Raw genomic sequence first — 18592 nt, forward strand, 5'->3', positions numbered from 1 at the left:
TATTTTCTTAAAATGAACTCACTTTAACCTGCAGCCATAACTTCTTTCCAAATCCACCCCCTCCATCCGTATAATGGCTTACTGCGTAAACGCTTTCAATTACCATATTAGTGAAATGAGGAGATTTCCTGTATTGATTTATTTATGGTCCCCTGCAATTTTTTACGATCACACCTATTCGAGGACTTCGCCCCACTGTAGAGTCGCACAAAATACATAGAGACGGACCGGATCGGTCCGCCTCACATCGTCATAACGGTTTCGGTTCAAGAATGGAAAATACTAGCGTTTTTCCGTCGGCCTGCAGCCGTGCTTCAACGGAGAAAATGCCGATCTGCTTCGTCTCTGAATCTGGCTGGCCTCCTGCTTGGACCAGATCATATACACTTTGAAACAGCTTGCGGAACTCAGTGGCATTATACCCGAAAACGAAGTCGGTAAAAGCGAAAATAGCCTCTTTATTGCGGTCGAGCACGCCTTCGCCCAGATGAATCGTCACCCCGTACGTGTGGAAAGGCGGATCGACCCAAAGCGACGTCTCCTCCTGCGCACTTCCGGTAACGTGTCCGAGCGCATGCTCTTTCGTCTCCGTATCCCGGAACAGACGCAGAACCGTCTCTTGCAAATCGTAATTCGTCCCGCGCAGCTTGCCGGCCTCCGTCAGTTTGTCAAAAGCTTGCGCCATCCGTACGCTAGGGAACGGAAGGCGTTTGTAGCTGCCGTCCTTCGTCGGCACAAGCCGGAGGAACTCCTCTTGACCCGCTGCAGGTTCAACATCGACGCGCTTCGCTTTGTCGCTCAGCCGCTCGAGGATGCGTAGCGCTTCAGATCGAGTTACCGGCTGTCCGATCCCGAAATATCCGTTCGGGTACCCCTCCATAATCCCTTTGGCATACGCCTCCGCCACAAATCGCTGCGCTCTCGCCGGAACGCTCTGGAAGTCGCCGAACCTCGACGCGAGGCCGATACTGTACCCCTCATCCTCGGTATATTCCGTTTCTTTAAGCGTGTAGTAGAGAATTTCCGCGACCTCTTCGCGCTTTAGCTTCGCTTTGAAATCGGAGAATTGATTGCGTGCTATGAAATTCAAGCCCCCTGCCAAATCGAGAAAAGGCTTGGCCCAATAGCCCGTCTCGCTTGGTTTGAACGTAAAGTCGCGGTAATCCTGATTGAGCGCCGATCGGCTTGTTGGGCTTAAAGATTGCAGAAACGACGGCTTCCATCCGCGTGCGCCGTTCGGAAACCGTTCGCTGAACGATAAAATAACCATCTTAATGAATTGATCGGCAGCCACAGGCTCGTCCGGTCGGAACGTGCCGTCGGGAAACCCGTCCAGAATCCCTTGCCCGACCATCGCACCGATCGTCCCCTCCGCCCAATGTCCGTGCACATCGCGGAATACCGCTGTCGTTTCGGCCGCTTGCACCGGTGCGGAAGCAACCGTCCCGGTTACGATCGTGATGATCAATCCAATTAATGCCGCCCACTTGCGAAAATACGCCATTTTCCGACTCCCTCATATGTACTTTTCGGTTATATGCGTTTGCCCCGATGGGCAACCGCCCTTATCTAGCATAAGGAGAATGTTCATCTTTGGGAACCGTCTTCGCGACTATGGCTTGCGGAGGAAGATTTATTAATGCCTATAGGACATTTTTCGCATTTTATGTCGGAATTGGTCGAATGAAAAAGCCGGTCCGTGGGATTAGGGATCCCAGGATCCGGCTTTCTTTTATTACTTTTCCATTAGGTCGATGCAGGACTTGCGGAGGACCGGAGGAGAGACGGAGAAGCTTGCGTCCGCCTTTGAAATCACGTCATAACCTCTTACCTGCAATCGAAGTGACGTGATTTCAACAGCGGTCGGAGTCCTCCTTCGGTTCGCAGCACTTGCCTGCGTCGTTAATCTTTGCATCGACCGCCCCCCATCAACGGGTCAGCCAAATCTTCGTTTCGCCAGGCTGCAGGTGCAGCTGGACTTCCTTGTACTTGCACCCGAAGCGGGTGACGTCGGCGACGCGGGCGAGCTTTGCCCCGTTGTCGACAGACACGCCCCACGGTTGATCCGGCGAGCCGAGCGCCGCCTCGTCGTACGCCAGCAGCACCGTCACGCCTTCAATCTCCTCAGCGGCGGTCGAGACGATCCGGCCTTGGGCCCCGTGTCCGGCATCGCCGGACCACTCGACGGACACATGACGCCGCAGATGGAACCACTTCCAGATCTGCTCGGATGTCCACCATTCCAGGTCGAGGCTGCGCCCGTACTCAACGAGCTTCACCATCATCTCGCCCACCGCGTCCTCGACCCCGACCATGTACGGGTGGAACAGGAAGTGAGCGACGCCATAAACGTCCCGAGCCCGCTCGCTCAGCGCGAATGCCTCTTCCGCGGTGCATCGCATCGGGAAGGGCGGATCCCAGGAGAGCGTCGGCAAGCTGATAACCTGAGTCGCATACTGTCCGGTCGCCGGATTAAACGACAAGTGAGGGTGCGAAGTACCGTGGAGGAAGCCTTTGTTCCCTTGCTTCGTCCCGCCCTTCGACTGTTCCATCATAATCCCTTGACGTTCGCACCATTGCAGCAGCTGAAAATCGCCTTCCCAGCGCAAATAGTGGTTCTTGTTCGAGACGATCCGCACGTCCGGGAACTGTGCCTGGAGCATGTCGAACTGATGGCGGAAGTGCGATTCCTTCCAGTGGCTCTCCGGAATTTCCGTCCCAAGCGCATTGTAGTGGAGCGCCACTTCGTGCCCCTCCGCTACGATTCGCTCGTTCACTTCCGCCGGATAGCCTGGCATAATAATGCACCAGGTGGACTTTACGCCGGCTTCGGCCAACCGGTCGATCGTGAGATTTGCCTGGTCCGCGAAATTGCGGTCCGTGTCGTGCGAGATATGCCCGAGCCCGGAGATGCCGTCGGGCCACAGCCATACTTGCCCGAACGGCTGTCCGCCCTCCAAGTGCAGCCGATGGAGGAGCCGCATGAACAGGATGCGCCACTCGTCTACGATCGGATGGAGGTAGAAAGGCGCGCCTTCCGGCGTCGCAGACTGGCGGTCGCGGGTCCAATCGAGGACGGAGGAATCGTCGGCCTTCAGAATGTTGTCGTCGATCGCGCCGGTGCCATCCGGAGCGGGCGCGCCGTCCTTGACGACCTTCACGCCCTGCTGGATGAGACAGAACGTCTCCATCAGGTTCACCGTCAGCAGAGCGGCTCTCCCGCTACCCACCGGCTTGACCGCTACAGCCGGGAACGGCTCGCGCGCCACACCGCTGCGGCGGATGAGCTGCCCCCACTGCTCGAGTGCAGGTTCGCCTTCAGCCGCATCGGCTTCCGTCTTCACACAGACGGAGCCGAAGAAGTGGAAGGAGCTGAGCAAATCTTCCGCGAGCGGAGCGCCGGCCCAGTTCACCCAGCCTTCGGTGATGTTAATGTCGTTGCTTACGGTCGTAACCCCGAACAAGCGGTCCAATCCGTACAGCCCTCCGATCGCGAGCAACGTGTTGCCTTCCCGGCAATACGCTTCGCACGTCGTGGCCCACGAAGCATCTTCGCTCCCGCCGACGACGAGGCTGACACCTGCCGGAAGCTCCGCCATCCAGCGCTCCGTCGACCATTTCGAATAGGACAATCCCAAATAAGAGAGCAATTCAAAAATATATTCCGTATAGCAGGGACGGCCTTCCTCGCGGGTCAGCCGACATTCCTGCTCGTTCCAAACTACATGAATCATAGATGAAATCCCTTCTGGCGCAGTCGTCTGCGATGATGATAAAAGTCGATTAGCGACGGTTGGACATATGCCAGCCGCCAACAAGCGGAGCGTTGCCCGTGTCGCCTTCGAGCAGCTCCCGATAGTTCTCCGCCACTTTCCGGTAAGCCGCCGCATATTGTTCGATCTGCTGCGGGCGGAAGTGCTTAAACCACGGAATCGAATACACCCGGTGACCGATACCGTCGCTGACCGGCAAGCTGCGGTCCAGCTCCCGTACGTCGCGGGAGGCGTGCGCGATGCGCGTAGGCTTGCCGTGTCCGTACACGTCCGCGTCATGCAGGAGCGAATGGTTGTGCATCGGCAGGTTGCAGCCCGGCCGTGCCGGCGCTCCCTCGGCGCTCACCGCTTCGCAGAAGCGGGTCACCGAGAGGCCGCCCAGCTCCTCCGGCACGAAGTGGCCGTGCGCCGCATACCAGCCGGCCATCGTCGTATCGGTGTTCGGCGGCGTCCGGTGCGGTCGCAGGCCAGGCACGCCTTCGAGCAAATCCCAGAAATAGTTCATCGCCTTGTCGATCTCGGCGCAGCGCTGATCGTAATACTTCAGCTGGACGCGCCCCATCGCCGAGCTCACTTGATGCATGCGGTACTTGTAGCCGCCGAGCGGCAGGCCGGTGTACGGCTTGAGCTCCGGACTAACAATCTTCGCGCCGAAACGCTCGTAGTGGCCAAGCGACAGCGCACGCTCATACATGTTCAGGTCGTTCGTGACGAGCATGCCGCCTTCCCCGATCGCCAGCGACTTGCCGGACATGAGCGACATGGCGCCGATATGCCCGATCGTCCCCAGGCGCCGGCCTTTGTAATACCCGCCCTGCGCATGCGAGACGTCCTCGATCACCTTCAGATTGTGCTTGGCCGCGATCGCCAGGATCGGATCCATATCCGCCGGATGACCCAAGTAATGGACGACCATGATCGCTTTCGTCCGGTCGGAGATACGATGCTCGATATCGTTCGGATCGATGCAGAGCGTGACCGGATCGATGTCCGCGAACACCACGGTCGCGCCGAGATTGAATGCTTGCAGCCCGGACGCCCAGTACGTGACGCTCGGACAGATGAGCTCGTCGCCCACTCCGAGTCCGCAGGCATAGATAGCCGCTTGCAAGGAAGCGGTCCCATTATTGAAGGCGAGGGCATAATCCATGTTCAGCCATTGCTTGAAATCCTCTTCGAACTTGGCGGTTACGTCGGTATTGGACATCGCGCCGGCTCTTATGACCTCCAGCACCGCTTGCTCGTCTTCCTCCGTGACGATCGGCCATTTGAACAGGTCGCCTTCCTCGAGTGTAACCGCTTTACTGCCGCCGAGCAGCGCTAACTTCGATTGCGCCGAGACTGTCATCGCATTCCCCTCCATAATGTTGTAGGATACGTTCATTGTACCACTAACCCTTCCCCTGTTACATACCTGTTACTTTTTATTTTTACACGAAGGGACGTTCTTTTTTAAAAAATCTTTTGAGCCGTAACCCTGCATCCTGTGGTATATTCTTTAGAAACTCATATGAATCTATGCCGCCGGAGGACTGAAAATGAACCCAAAAGCAATCGTTCTGGACCTCGATGGAACGTTACTCGACTCGAACAAACAAGTGTCCCCCCGCAACCTGGCGGCCGTCCTGGCGTGCCATAACGAAGGGCTGCGGATCATCATCGCAACCGCACGGCCTCCGCGTTCGGTCCGGACGTTCATCCCCCCGGCACTGCTCGAGGTCTGTGCCTTCGTCTATTACAACGGTGCCCAGGTCTCCGACACCCGGACCGGGTTCGAAGCGCACTACGGCATCCCCCAGGCGGTTACGGCCGCGATTCTGGACTACTGCGACGGCAATTTCCCGACCGGCTTGGTCTGCGTGGAGGTTAAGGACGTCTGGTACGCGAACCGGCCGATCCTCGACGACGCCTCCTACAATCCGGACTGTGGGCCCGAGATTGTGCCCCTCGCTGAACTCCGGGCATTGGAGGCAACCAAGGTGCTCCTCTCGGAGTTCGATCCCGCCTTGCTCATGGCTACATGGCCGGAACGGTTCGGGCATCTGGCCAATCTCGTCGTGACCGATCAGAACCGGTTGGTGCAGATTATGGGCAAGGGTGTCTCGAAGGAATCGGGTGTAATGGCGCTTTGCCAACATTATGGTATTGCGGCGGCGGATATTATGGCGTTCGGAGACGATTACAACGATCTCGAGCTGTTGCGGCATTGCGGCTATCCGATCGCTATGTCCAATGCGGTGCAGGAGCTCCATGAGCTGGCTTATGCCGTCACGGCTTCCAACGATGAGGATGGCGTAGCTCGCGTGCTGGAGCAATTGACCTTCATTCGGTCCTGAAACCGATAACCACATAACCACATAACCGCACAAAAAGAAGCCCGGCTATAGAAAGCCGGGCTTCTTCCGATCTTTAATTCTCCGCCTTAAACTTATAGGTCTTGCCTTGAGCGGCGCTGATCTGCTCGGCATACGATTCGAAGATTTGCTTGCCGCCGTACTTGGTCATGATCTCTTGGCGGTATTTCGGCCAGTTGGAGGCATCCTTCTCATCGAACACGATATTGACGTGGAACTGGTTCATCTGCTTGCGGAAATCGGACAAATTCACGCCAGCCGGAGTGGCCACGTTCGTTCCGATCGAAGGAATATACTTATACGTCTTCAGCTTCTCCAAAATTTTACGGTCACGATCGGTTTCCCGGGAATCGGCCAGCTCCAGTCCGATTAAGCCGTAATCGTTCGCCGGTGTGAAGGAACCATAGATGTTGAGGAAGCTGCCTTGATCGGTGATATCCTTTTTGAACGCATCCGGAATGACTTCAATTTTATTGCCGGTTTTCTTATAGTGCTTGTTCTCGATGCCATAGTGCGTCATCAGGTAGCCTTCTTGGCTGAACAACCAGTCCAGGATTTCGACCGAGCGCTTGATTTTATCCGGGGACGTCTTCACGCCGAACAGGAACGGGTTGCCGGGAAGCGCCTCGGAGAATACGCCGGTTTTGGCCCACGGATTGAACGGCTGCCAATCGACGGTTTGAACCCCGGTGATTTCCTTCGTCTTTTGCTGTATGCTGCTCGGATGGTTGTCGAAGGCGAACTCCCGCGTTCCGGTGTACACCATGCCGACCTTGCCCTGCTGAGCCTTTTCCAATTGCTGTCCGGCTTTATTCACGAACCAGTCCGGATCCACCACATTTTCAGCCAGCAGCTTCTTCAGGTCGTCCAGGGATTTGCCGATCCGAATGTCGCTGCCTACGTCTACGAAGGAGTCGCCTTCCAGCATGAAAGCGGCGATTAGCCCGTTGTTGGCGAATTGCGGAAAATCTCTCGGGATCGACGTCGATGCTCCTGCTGCTGTATACCCGTAAGTATCCTTCTTCCCATTGCCGTCCGGATCTTGGTTCGCAAACGCTCTCATAACCGTCAGCATATCTTCATAGGTCTCCGGCATTTTGAGGCCCAGCTTGTCCAGCCAGTCTTTTCTAACGTAGTAGGACTGATATTGCGTCTTGGCGAACGGCAGCGGAGCGCGTTTGAACACTTTCTCGATCTGGTACCGCTTCAGCTCTTCTTGCGTAACCCAGTATTTGAAATAGTTCGGCATCGTTTGCTGCGTGACATACGGAGTCATATCGGCGACGACTCCGTCCTGGATGTACTTTTGGGAATCGACCCCGGTCGCGATGAACATATCCGGTGTATCGCCGGAGCTGAGCTTCAAGTTCATTTTGCTCGTATAATCCGCGCCGGCAGCCATATGCTCAATTTTCAAATCCACATTGAACTTCTGGTCAATCGCTTGCTTGACGAAATCAAGATCTGCTGCCGGCAGCTGCGAGTTGTTCGGTGCGTTGATGAACCACTTCAGCTCCAGCTTGGGTTTGGCGGACGCAGTTGCAGCCGAGCCTCCTGCCGCGGAATCCGTAGGTTTCGGATCGTCGGATCCGCTTCCGCATGCGCTTAGGACGAGCGATGACACCAGTGAGAGTGCAGCGACTTGACGAAGCTTTTTCATTTGAACGTTAACTCCCTCTCCATGAAGTATTAGTTAAAACCCCGAAATAGATACAGGTACCATATAGGTATTCATTTGCATTATACAGGAGGCGGGCAAGGAAATCCACACTATTTTCCTATGAATTTGGAAGAGCACAAAAAAAGACCTCGCGGCGGGCAAGCCGGAGGTCCAAGAGGGTATAGGGTATAAAACAGAAGATAACGTAGAATTCGGATTAGCAGTCGAAGTACAGACCGTATTCGTGCGGATGAATGCGGATCGAGACCGATTTCGCTTCAGCGCGCTTGTATTCGATGTAGTTACTGATGAAGTCTTGGCTGAATACGCCGCCTTGCGTCAAGAACTCGCTGTCGACTTCCAGGGCGTCTAGTGCTTCGTCCAGCGTACCCGGAACGCTGCGGATTTCGTTCTTCTCAGCGTCGGACATTTCATAGATGTTCTTGTCGAACGGACCATAGCCGAGGGCGCGAGGGTCGATCTTCTTCTGGATGCCGTCCAGACCTGCGAGCAGCATAGCTGCGAAAGCGAGGTACGGGTTCGCGGTGGAGTCCGGCGTACGGAACTCGATGCGGCAGCCCTTAGGCGTAACGGCTGCGATCGGAATCCGAACCGCTGCGGAACGGTTGCCCTTGGAGAACACGAGGTTCACCGGCGCTTCGTAGCCAGGTACGAGACGCTTGAACGAGTTCGTGCTCGGGTTCGTCAACGCGATCAGGGCCGGAGCGTGGTACAAGATGCCGCCAATGTAGTTCAAGGCCATCTCGCTCAGGTTCGCGTAGCCGCCTTTCTCGTAGAAGAGCGGAGCCCCATCGTTGAAGATCGATTGGTGCACGTGCATCCCGGAACCGTTGTCGCCGAACAGCGGCTTCGGCATGAAGGTCGCTACCTTGCCGTATTGGCGGGCAGTGTTGTGGACGATATATTTGTATTTCAAGAGATTGTCGGCTGTCTTCGTCAGGGTATCGAAACGGAAGTTGATTTCCGCTTGGCCTGCCGTTGCCACTTCGTGGTGATGACGCTCGATGCGGAGGCCGGTCTCGGCCAAGAGACGGCACATTTCGCTGCGGATGTCTTGTTGGCTGTCCATCGGAGCTACCGGCACATAACCGCCTTTGACCGGTACTTTGAAGCCCAGGTTGCCGCCCTCTTCCTTGCGGCCGCTGTTCCATGCCGCTTCTTCGGAATCCACTTCGAAGTAGGACTTATTCATGCCGGACTCGAAGCGAACATCGTCGAAGATGAAGAATTCGGATTCAGGCGCGAAAAATGCGGTCGTGCCGATTCCGGTTTTTTGCAGGTACTCTTCGGCCTTCTGAGCGATCGAACGAGGGTCGCGATCGTAGCGCTCGCCGTCCGGCGTATGGATATTACACATGATGACCAATGTAGGGTGAGCCGTGAAAGGATCCACAAATGCGGTTTCCGTATCCGGCATCATGACCATGTCCGATTCTTCGATGCCGCGGAAGCCCGGGATGGACGAACCGTCGAAGGCTACGCCGTTCTCGAAGGTCTCTTCTTCTACCTCAGAGGCAGGCAAGCTGATATGTTGCGCTTTGCCGGACAATCCGACGAAACGGAAATCAACCCACTCGATATTTTTCTCCTTGATTAACGACAAGACGCTTTGGACTGACATGTTCATATCCTCCTATTTCCGAACATTCTCGGCTAAATTGATCATCATTGTTCAAGTTTTCAATGATTATGGACTTATTATAGAACGGCCTGTTTTGACCCGTCAATACTTATGTAAGGTATTTTTTACGCTCATGTCAGCTATTCTTACACTGAAACCGCTTTATTCACAAAATCGCCATATCCGTACGTTCCCTTATGAACAAAAAAAGGTTCCCGCCCATGCAGAGCGGGAACAAGACCAGGTTTGGGGTTCAATCAAACCTTATGCGAATGTGAAGGATTTAGCGGTGTTGAACGTTTTGCCGCAGAGCGGCGCCAGCTTCTCGAGGTCGAGCAGCAGCTTGGCGAATTGATCCGGGAAGAGCGATTGTACGCCGTCTCCGGTCATGGAATTGTCGGGATCGGTGTGCATCTCGACGATCAGTCCGTCGGCGCCCGCGGCGACCGAGGCTTTGCTCATCGGCTCGACCAGCTCTCGGCGTCCCGTGCCGTGACTCGGGTCGGAGATGACCGGCAGATGGCTGAGCGACTGGAGTACCGGGATCGCCGATAAGTCCAGCGTATTGCGTGTATAGGTCTCGAATGTGCGGATTCCGCGTTCGCAGAGCATCACGTTCGGATTGCCGCCGGCCAGGATGTATTCGGCCGCATTCAGGAATTCGTCATAGGTTGCGCTGAAGCCGCGCTTCAGCAGGACGGGACGGTCGGTCTGTCCGAGCTTGCGGAGCAGATCGAAGTTCTGCATATTCCGTGTACCAACCTGGAGAATGTCCGCATACTCGGCGCATACGTCCACATACTCCGGCGTCATCACTTCGGTAATCGTGAGCAAGCCGTGCTTGCGCCCGGCCTCGGCCATCATGATCAAGCCCTCGACGCCTACGCCCTGGAAGCTGTACGGACCGGTTCTAGGCTTGAACGCGCCGCCGCGCAGCACTTGACCGCCGGCCGCCTTCACGAGGCGAGCGATATCGTCGATCTGCTGAGGCGATTCTACGGCGCAAGGGCCGCCCATAATGACGAGCTCCTCGCCGCCGATCGCGACGTCCTTGATCTTGATCACGGTGTTGTCCGGGTGGAATTCGCGGCTCGCCAGCTTGTAGGACTTGCTGATCTTGATGACGTTCTCGATGCCGGACATCTGGCGCAGCTGCTCCGCGAGCTTGGGATCCGCCTTGCCGATGATGCCGATGACCGTGCGGTCTACACCCTTCGACACGTGCGCTTGAACGCCATGCTTCTCAATATGGTGAACAATCTCGGCTATACGCTCGTCGGTAATATGATTGGAAGTAATGGCGATCATACTTGTACACGCTCCTAGTGGAAATTTATGCCGCACTTAAAAACTTAGACGCTGTGACGCTTGTTCGCTTTTAAGCTTTTAAGCTTTTAAGCTTTTATGCTTTTATGCTTTTAATTGCTAAAGTCACTATACAACGAAAAGGGAGCCCACGTCAAGCATGAAATCCATTCCATTTTCGAAATGCCGCTTGATTCGAAGCTCCCTTCCGATTTTCCCGTTATTCCCCGTCGCGCTCCAGAACCGCCGCTTGCTGCTGGGCCCTTCGCAATCTGCGCTTCTCCGTCCGCTTCTCCGTGTAATACTCGAGCAGTTTCTTGAGCGGAAAATAGAACAACGTGCCGAGCAGAGCGCCATTCACAATGCCTCCGACGATGAGCTTGATGTTCATATAGAGCATCCGCTTCAGCCAGTGCGGCAAAAATTGAATCCAATCCCTGAAATGGTCGGGGACGAGCCAGCCCCCCACCTTGTTATTGATAAGGGCCATGGGAATGTAAATGACTTTGCCGAACACAAATCCGATGAGCGCCGCGGCAAGACTGGCCCGGAATAAATAGGCGAGAGGGAATATAAGGAAAAATGCCAAGCCGAAGGTGGGCAATGTAAACATTTCGACCGCAAGTCCGATCGCAAACCCGAGCGCTACCTTAGCCGCTCCTCCCTTGGCGCGAAACAGCAGCAAATATTTAAGTTTGATCCAGCGGCGAATCCCCGTCAAGGTCGGTCGCGACACTTTCATGGATCCCCTGGATGCACGGTTCGTCTGTACGGCCACTGTTCCTCATCCTATCCATGTTAATCGGGCCGAGTATGGACGTTATATGTCTAAGGCACCGCTATGTCCATTATACCTGAATTGCCGATAATCCACCACCGACCCTAGTCCAGACGCCCGATTTCACAGAATCTTAACAAACGCTGCTCAAAAAACGAACAAATACCGATTGAAATAACCGATCGTGAACACAATATGCAGCATGAACGAGAATAGTCCATACCCCGCCACGACGGTCAGCCGGCGCCGGAACAGCTCGACGAGATACAGATAGAACGGGAAAATGACCGTCATGTAGCGCGGGATGCTCGCCAGATGCTCGCCGCTGCTGAACGGGATGACGATGAGGAGCACGCCGGCCACGAATAGAAGGGCTTCCTGCCACGGGCGGCTGTATTCCCTCCAGTGGCGAATCAGGTAGACCAGATAGCCCAGGAACACGAGCAGGATCGCCGTTCCGATCGCGAACGAGATCAAACCGTTCTCCCACCCCGAGCTTGTCTGGAAGTAAGGATGCATGAGATACCGCACGTAGCTGACGAACGGAAACGTCGTGTATCGGCCCCAGTTGAGCTGCTCATGGATCGGCGCGAGGAAATCGCCCGTCAGCCATTTCATGTAGCCCAAATAAGTACTGAGCGGAATGCAGCCGATAAGAAAATATCCGAGCAAGCGAGTGTCGCGCCACCGGAACTTCCAGAACGAATGCTGCAGCAGAAGCGAGCCGCATGTGAAGGCGAAGATGACGAAGCCTACATTGCGCGTCACGGTAGTGAGGCCCGCGAACACGAACGCGGGCAGCCAGTTGCCCCTGAGCGAATAATAGACCGCCCCGGTCGCCAGCATCAGGAACATGCTCTCCGTGTAAGGTACGGCGAAAAAGATGGAGGCGGGGGCCAGCAAGAGCAGGCACACGGCGATGCGCGCTTCGATGTCTTTCAGGCCCCGTTCTATGCCGATCCGGTACAGGAAGATCATCGAGACGAGGAGGAACACATTCGAGACGATGAGGCCGACCGTCACCGGATCGAGTCCGGTGAGCGCATTGAAGATCCGCAGCACTAGCGGGAACAGAGGGAAGAACACCCAGTTCGCCGGAGGATGGTCTTCATCCATCCGGAACTCGTCGTAACCGTTCTCGGCCATGTTCACGTAGGCGAACGTATCGGCCGTATTGAAGTGTCCGAGCGTAGGTAGCTTCGTCTTGGACAGGTCGGTCTCGAGCAGCATATGCTGGCTGAACGTTCCCGGCCATTCCACCTTCTCATACTCCGAAGGGACCGTGTAATCGGAAAATAAATTCATGCCAAAGTAAGCGGTTATGTAGAGGAGCACCCGGGTCAGCACAAAGATCGCAATCAGGAATCGGATCGGCTTGGCCTTCGGTACGGATGCCGCGGTTGCTTCTGTCGGTTCCAGCTGGAATCCCCCCTTGTCCATTGTCAACCTCTCTCTGTCTAGTGTTATCTTGCCCGATCCAGGCAAATTTGTACGAGCCCGCCTGAAATAAAGAACCCCTGAACCGCCGAAGAGGTTAAGGGGCGTTAATGGGCTTGCAAGCGGTCTACTGGTCTCCCGACGCGCGGTTCGCGGCGGTCTTCACCGGCGGCAGCAGCTTGCTCTTATTGATCGTGCGCACGAGCGGCCACGTGTCCGCATTATCCGGATCGTACTGCTCCAGATAGGCGATCACTTCCTTCGTGATCGGCGTAGGTGTGGATGCGCCCGAGGTGACGCCTACCCGCCGAACCCCCTCGAGCCATTCGCGCTTCAGCTCGGACAGATCCGAGATCCTATACGCTCGCGTGCCCGCGATCTCCTCGGATACTTGGGCGAGGCGGTTGGAGTTGTTGCTCTTCGGATCTCCCACGACGATGACGAGGTCGCATTCCTTGGCCTGCTCGGCGACCGCCTCCTGGCGGACCTGGGTTGCGAGGCAAATCTCGTTATGCACCTCGGCCGTCGGGAACTTCGCCAGCAGCTTGTTTATGATATGGCGGATGTCCCACTGGCTCATCGTCGTCTGATTCGTGATCGTAATACGGTCCGTATCGAGCTGAAGCGCTTCGATCTCTTCCACCCGCTCGATCAGATGCACGTGCTCCGGCGCGATGCCGATCGCCCCTTCCGGCTCCGGATGCCCTTTCTTGCCGATATAGACGATCTCATACCCTTCCGCGACCTTCTCGCGGATAAGATCGTGCGTCTTCGTCACGTCCGGGCACGTCGCGTCGACGACCGTCAAGCCCTTCTCCCGCGCACGCCGGCGCACCTCCGGGGAGACGCCGTGCGCGGTGAAGATGACAGTGCCGGACTCGACCTGCTCCAGGATGTCGATCCGGTTCGCGCCGTCCAGCGTGATGATGCCTTCGTCCTCGAACGCCTCCGTAACGTGGGAGTTATGGACGATCATGCCCAATATATAGATCGGCCGCGGCAAATCCAGGTTGCGGGCCGTCTGCCGAGCCAGCACCATAGCGTCCACCACGCCGTAACAATACCCTCTGGGAGAAATCTTCAATACATCCATGAGATGCAGTCCTTCCTTCCTTCATGCACTGTCTAACCCTTCTATTATAGCGCAATCGTCAGGAGGAAGGAAGCGACCGCGTGGTGGGCAGCCAGATGACGAACGTCGTGCCCAGCCCCTTCTGCGTCATGACCTCGATCGAGCCGCCGTGCTCGTCGATAATCCACTTGGCGATCGACAGGCCTAGGCCGGTGCCGGATTTCGTCCCGCGGGAAGGGTCGGCGCGATAAAACCGCTCGAAGATGTGCGGCACTTCTTCCTTATCCATCCCGATCCCGGTATCGCTGACACGGAATCCGATCTGCCCGTCGCCGCGGATGAAATCGAGCCGTACGCTGCCCTCGTCCGTGTACTTGAAGCCATTCTCGATGAAGATAAACAGCAGCTGCTGCAAGTAATCCTTGTTCCCTTGTACGACAATTCCGTTCAACACCTCCGGATTGCCCGGGATCCAGTCGGCCGTCCGCGGCAGGAATTGGGCGCGCCGGATCACTTCCTCGACGAGCGGCTTGATCTCCACCGGCCCTTTGTGAATCGTCTGGCCGGCATCGGCCCGCGCGAGCGAGAGCAGGTCGTTCACCATGCGGCTCATCCGCTCGGCCTCGTCCGAGATGTCGCGCATCGCCTCGAGCGACATCTGCACGTTCTCGCCGTCGATGCCGGCGGCGTCGGGGTTGCTCGCGGACCTCCACACTTTCTCGAGGAGGTCCACATTGCCGCGAATTGTCGTGAGCGGCGTGCGCAGCTCGTGCGACGCGTCGGACACGAAGCGCCGCTGGGCCCGGTAGGCTTCGTCGAGCTCCGTGTACATGATCTGAATGCGCGCCAGCATGCCGTTGATCGTATCCGTCAGGCGGCCGACTTCGTCGGATGGGCCGATGTAGTCGATACGCCGGTCGAGGTCGGCGCTCTTCTCAATGCGATTCGCAGCCTCGATGACCCCCTCAATGGGTCTCAGCGCCTTACGCGCTAGGAACCAGCCGACCGACGCAGCGAGCAGGATGACGAAGAGGCCGACCAGGAACAGCGTAAATTTGAGCTGGCGCAGCGTGTTGTCGATGTAATCTGTGCTGCTGGCGACGCGGAGAATCACCTGCAACTCGTTCTGAAAGAACAGGGAGTAATTATAAACAATGACGGAAGACTGGCCGAAGTCTATGGTCTCGTAGAACCATTGGCTCTTAGGCGCCAGATCCAACGTCTGTTTGCCCAATGGCAAGGCTACGGCCAGATTGCCGGATTGGCTAATCGGTTCGCCGGTGGGATAAATGAGCTGCATGACCATTCCGGTCTGAAATGTGTCGAGCGGCGGAAGAGAGAGGCTGACCCCTCTGCGTGTCAAGACCGGGCGAACTTCCGCCGCTACTTGGTCGCCTTGATCCTTGACTTTCTCCTTCAAATCTCCCATTAAACTTGTAGATAATGCGAAATAAATGGCAAAGCCCAGCGTCACCAGAGTGACCGCCAGAATGCCGGTATACCAGAGCGTCAGCCGCAGCCGTATGGACATGGTGTCATTCCCCTCTCAGTACGTACCCCGCTCCCCGCACCGTCTGAATGATGCGCTTGTCGCCATGCTCCTCGAGCTTTTGCCGGAGCAGAGCAATGTAGACTTCCAGAACGTTGGACTCTCCGCTGTAGTCGTAGCCCCATACCTTCTCCATGATCAGATCCCGGGAGAGGACGCGACGCGGATTCTGCATGAACAGATGAAGCAGATCGAACTCCTTCGTCGTCAGCTCGATCGAATTCGCGCCCCGCTTCACTTCGCGCGTATCCAGATCGAGCATCACGTCCTCCACCTGCAGCCTGTGGGACGGCGTTTCCGCTTTATCCGCCCGGCGGCGCAACAGCGAACGGACGCGCGCGAGCAACTCCTCCAGAGCGAAAGGCTTAATGAGGTAATCATCCGCGCCGATATCGAGCCCCTTCACCCGGTCGGACACCTCGTCCTTCGCCGTCAGCATCAGGATCGGTACCTCGCTGCCCCCTTCCCGGATGCGCCGGCACACCTCCCACCCGTCGATCTGCGGCATCATGACGTCGAGCACGATCAGGCTCGGCTCCTCTTGCAGCAGCAGGCGAAGTCCCTCCTGACCATTCGAAGCGGTCGTCACCGCATAGCCTTCGAACGCGAGCGAGCGTTTCAGCATGGACGTAATTTTGGCGTCGTCGTCGATCACTACGATTTTTTCTCTCATTCGCGTTCCCTTCCTTCACTCCGTCTTGTCTCGCTTCCTGCCTCTATTGTACGCCAGCCGGCGTTCTGCAACAATCAAAAGCGGGAAAGCCGTGGAGCCTACGCATCCGTCCGCTTTCCCGCTCAGGGTATCGCTATGATTGACCTGCTGACTGATTACTTGTTGCGGTCGCCGATGATGACGAACGTGTCCATCTGCTTGCCGTCCCGCACAATCTTGAGCGTCACTTTATCGTCCGGCTTCAGCGCCTTGATCTTCGTCGTCACTTCCGTGCTGTTCGCGACATCCGCGCCGTTCACCTGGATGATGACGTCGCCTGCGGCCAAGCCAGCCTTGGAGGCCGGGCTGCCCGATTCGACCTGCGTTATGACGGAGCCTTTATTGTTCTCCAGCTTCAGCTGCTTCACCCAGTCGTCCTGGATGTCCTGCAGCCCTACGCCGATGTATGGCTGCGGCAGCTTCACGCCGGTCTTCAGGTTCTCCAGCACGTCTTTGACCGTAGTCGTCGGAATCGCGAAGCCGATTCCCTGCGCTTGAGCGCTGACCGCGGTGTTGATGCCGATCACTTCCCCGTTCAGGTTAAGCAGCGGGCCGCCGGAGTTCCCCGGATTAATGGAAGCGTCGGTTTGGATCAAATGCTCGTAGTTGCGGGTACCGTTCTCGTCCGGAATGTCGATCTTGCGCTCGCGGGCACTGAAGACGCCTACGGTGACCGTGTGATCGAAGCCGTACGGGTTCCCGATGGCGATGACCCAATCGCCGACGTTCATGCTCTCGGAGCCGCCGAGCGGCAGGAACGGGAAGTCCTTGCTATCCTCGATCTTCAGCACCGCCAAGTCGAGGGAGTATTCGGAACCGGTCAGCTTCGCCTTGAACGGCTTGCTGTAGCCTTGCACTTCGACCTCGATCTCGTCGGCCCCGTCCACCACGTGCTGGTTGGTCAGGATGTAGCCGGACTTGTCGAAGATGAAGCCGGAGCCGAGTCCGGCCGCTTGGCGCTGCCCGGTGCTCGGCGTCTTCTGCGAATTGCCGCCGCCGTTGCCGCCGTTGCCACCATTGCCGCCGTTGCCGAAGAAATAGTTCCAAATATCGTTCGAGTTAACGCCGTTGCGGTTATTCTTATTGGAAGTCACATACGTGTTGATCTTCACGACCGCGGGGCTCGACTTGTTCACGATGTCCGCGATATTGCCCGGGCGGACGACTTCATTCAAGGCCGCGGTAGTGGCTCCGCCGTTGCCGCTCGTGCCCCCGCTATTGCCGCTGGCCGTCGAATTCGAACCGTTGGTAGCGACCGGCTGAGTCCCGCCGCCGAATAAATCCATCCGATCGGAAGCGAACATCAGCCCGGCTACTACGACCGCACCCGCCAGAAAAGCGGCGAAGGTGCTCTTGAGCGAGAACGATTTCTTCGGCGGGGAGTAATCCCACTGCGACGAAGCGGCCGGCACGCTCGGGCGGTTCTGCGAATTCGCTTCGCTGTAGCCGAAGTACGGCCGGACGGGGCGCGGCGACGTAATCTCCACCTGCGAAGTCTCCCCCTGAACGTTCGAGGTCGTCGTGGACGGCTGCTCTTCGTTCATCGAGGATTTGTAGGGACCGTACGAATAGTAGTAGGACGATCTTCCTTCCTGCTCCGATTGCGACTCGCGAGCCGTTCTCTCCTCGCTGCCCGTATAGTCATCCCGGCGTTCCCGGTTGTTGTCCGCCTCATCGCGTCCATTCTCGAAAAAATCGCTATAATCACGTTTGTTGTTCTCCATCTGAAGTCCCTCCCTATATGCTTTAAGGTTCAAAAAGTTTAAGTAGTTATGTTTCATTGTTTGTCTTTATTTAACACGTTAAACCTTAAACGAACCTTAAAAAAAACTAAATGGGAGTTAAAAGTTTTGCAGGCTAACCCATTGACTTTTCCAGATGTCCGAGAATCGACTGCGCTTCCTTCACCCAACGGTCCTCCACGGAGGCATCCCGATCGGTCGGGGCTTGAAATTGGTCGAAGAGTGCGTTCGTCACATGCATCATCGCATCCTGATCCAGCCCTTCCTCATACTTGTGCTTCAGCACGAGCGGAGTGCCGATCCGTACGCTCGTATCCGGATTATAGGCATCGTCTCCGGCCAGACGTCCTGCGACGACGTAGAATGGAATACGCAGCCAGACTTGGCGCTCGTCATCGAGGAACCGGTCATAGAAGCCGTGATCGTAATCCCAGTTGCCGCCCAAAGCAAATTGATGCTCTTGCAGCTTCTCTTTCATCCAGTCGTATTCGCACACGCGATTTTCCAATACCGAGCTTAAAGGTCTCATGGCGCACTTCACTCCTTAGGGTTTTGGCTTACATTTATT

The 18592-nt window shown here is 56.4% G+C and carries 14 protein-coding genes; 1 reads left to right on the top strand and 13 read right to left on the bottom strand.

The genetic code is table 11. The features are described from left to right. Window positions 1–250 precede the first annotated feature (250 nt). The 3 genes from ACI5FR_RS12280 to ACI5FR_RS12290 all read right to left on the bottom strand — a co-directional run bounded on the left by ACI5FR_RS12280 (window position 251) and on the right by ACI5FR_RS12290 (window position 5121). Entirely contained in the window at window positions 251–1504 is a 1254-nt protein-coding gene (locus tag ACI5FR_RS12280; RefSeq protein ID WP_405454802.1) for an S-layer homology domain-containing protein, read from the bottom strand. 424 nt (window positions 1505–1928) lie between these two features. Beyond that, a complete protein-coding gene (locus ACI5FR_RS12285; RefSeq protein ID WP_405454803.1) occupies window positions 1929–3734 on the bottom strand; it encodes a polysaccharide deacetylase family protein in 1806 nt (601 codons plus the stop codon). A gap of 49 nt (window positions 3735–3783) precedes the next feature. Further along, on the bottom strand, window positions 3784–5121 hold the full coding sequence (locus ACI5FR_RS12290; RefSeq protein WP_405454804.1) for a DegT/DnrJ/EryC1/StrS family aminotransferase: 1338 nt from the start codon (window positions 5119–5121) through the stop codon (window positions 3784–3786). A gap of 190 nt (window positions 5122–5311) precedes the next feature. On the opposite strand from ACI5FR_RS12290, the gene ACI5FR_RS12295 reads away from it, so the two are divergent. Continuing rightward, window positions 5312–6109: an HAD family hydrolase gene (locus tag ACI5FR_RS12295; protein WP_405454805.1), complete on the top strand. Its 798-nt coding sequence runs from the start codon at window positions 5312–5314 to the stop codon at window positions 6107–6109. A 73-nt stretch (window positions 6110–6182) separates the two neighbouring features. Here ACI5FR_RS12295 and ACI5FR_RS12300 read toward each other — a convergent pair whose 3' ends face one another. The 10 genes from ACI5FR_RS12300 to ACI5FR_RS12345 all read right to left on the bottom strand — a co-directional run bounded on the left by ACI5FR_RS12300 (window position 6183) and on the right by ACI5FR_RS12345 (window position 18553). Continuing rightward, window positions 6183–7787, bottom strand: a complete 1605-nt coding sequence (locus ACI5FR_RS12300; protein WP_405454806.1) for a type 2 periplasmic-binding domain-containing protein — start codon at window positions 7785–7787, stop codon at window positions 6183–6185. Window positions 7788–8004: 217 nt separating this feature from the next. After that, complete coding sequence (glnA, locus tag ACI5FR_RS12305) at window positions 8005–9429, bottom strand: type I glutamate--ammonia ligase (RefSeq protein ID WP_405454807.1); 1425 nt, start codon at window positions 9427–9429, stop codon at window positions 8005–8007. Between the two features lie 264 nt (window positions 9430–9693). Then, window positions 9694–10737: a 3-deoxy-7-phosphoheptulonate synthase gene (aroF, locus tag ACI5FR_RS12310; protein WP_405454808.1), complete on the bottom strand. Its 1044-nt coding sequence runs from the start codon at window positions 10735–10737 to the stop codon at window positions 9694–9696. Window positions 10738–10954: 217 nt separating this feature from the next. Beyond that, window positions 10955–11476 carry a DUF2062 domain-containing protein gene (locus ACI5FR_RS12315; protein WP_405454929.1) on the bottom strand — a complete coding sequence of 174 codons (522 nt, stop codon included), beginning with the start codon at window positions 11474–11476 and terminating at the stop codon, window positions 10955–10957. A gap of 183 nt (window positions 11477–11659) precedes the next feature. Further along, window positions 11660–12952, bottom strand: coding sequence for a mannosyltransferase family protein (locus ACI5FR_RS12320; RefSeq protein ID WP_405454809.1), 1293 nt, complete (start codon window positions 12950–12952; stop codon window positions 11660–11662). A 124-nt stretch (window positions 12953–13076) separates the two neighbouring features. Beyond that, a complete protein-coding gene (locus ACI5FR_RS12325) occupies window positions 13077–14042 on the bottom strand; it encodes a 4-hydroxy-3-methylbut-2-enyl diphosphate reductase (RefSeq protein WP_405454810.1) in 966 nt (321 codons plus the stop codon). A 58-nt stretch (window positions 14043–14100) separates the two neighbouring features. Continuing rightward, window positions 14101–15552, bottom strand: coding sequence for a sensor histidine kinase (locus ACI5FR_RS12330; RefSeq protein WP_405454811.1), 1452 nt, complete (start codon window positions 15550–15552; stop codon window positions 14101–14103). A 4-nt stretch (window positions 15553–15556) separates the two neighbouring features. Next, window positions 15557–16243: a response regulator transcription factor gene (locus tag ACI5FR_RS12335; protein WP_405454812.1), complete on the bottom strand. Its 687-nt coding sequence runs from the start codon at window positions 16241–16243 to the stop codon at window positions 15557–15559. Window positions 16244–16398: 155 nt separating this feature from the next. Next, window positions 16399–18006 carry a S1C family serine protease gene (locus ACI5FR_RS12340; protein ID WP_405454813.1) on the bottom strand — a complete coding sequence of 536 codons (1608 nt, stop codon included), beginning with the start codon at window positions 18004–18006 and terminating at the stop codon, window positions 16399–16401. A 133-nt stretch (window positions 18007–18139) separates the two neighbouring features. Then, a complete protein-coding gene (locus ACI5FR_RS12345) occupies window positions 18140–18553 on the bottom strand; it encodes a YugN family protein (protein WP_405454814.1) in 414 nt (137 codons plus the stop codon). Between the last annotated feature and the right edge of the window lie 39 nt (window positions 18554–18592).

Origin of the sequence: Paenibacillus sp. HJGM_3 (genome assembly GCF_045062745.1) — a bacterium.
GTDB lineage: Bacteria > Bacillota > Bacilli > Paenibacillales > NBRC-103111 > Paenibacillus_AA.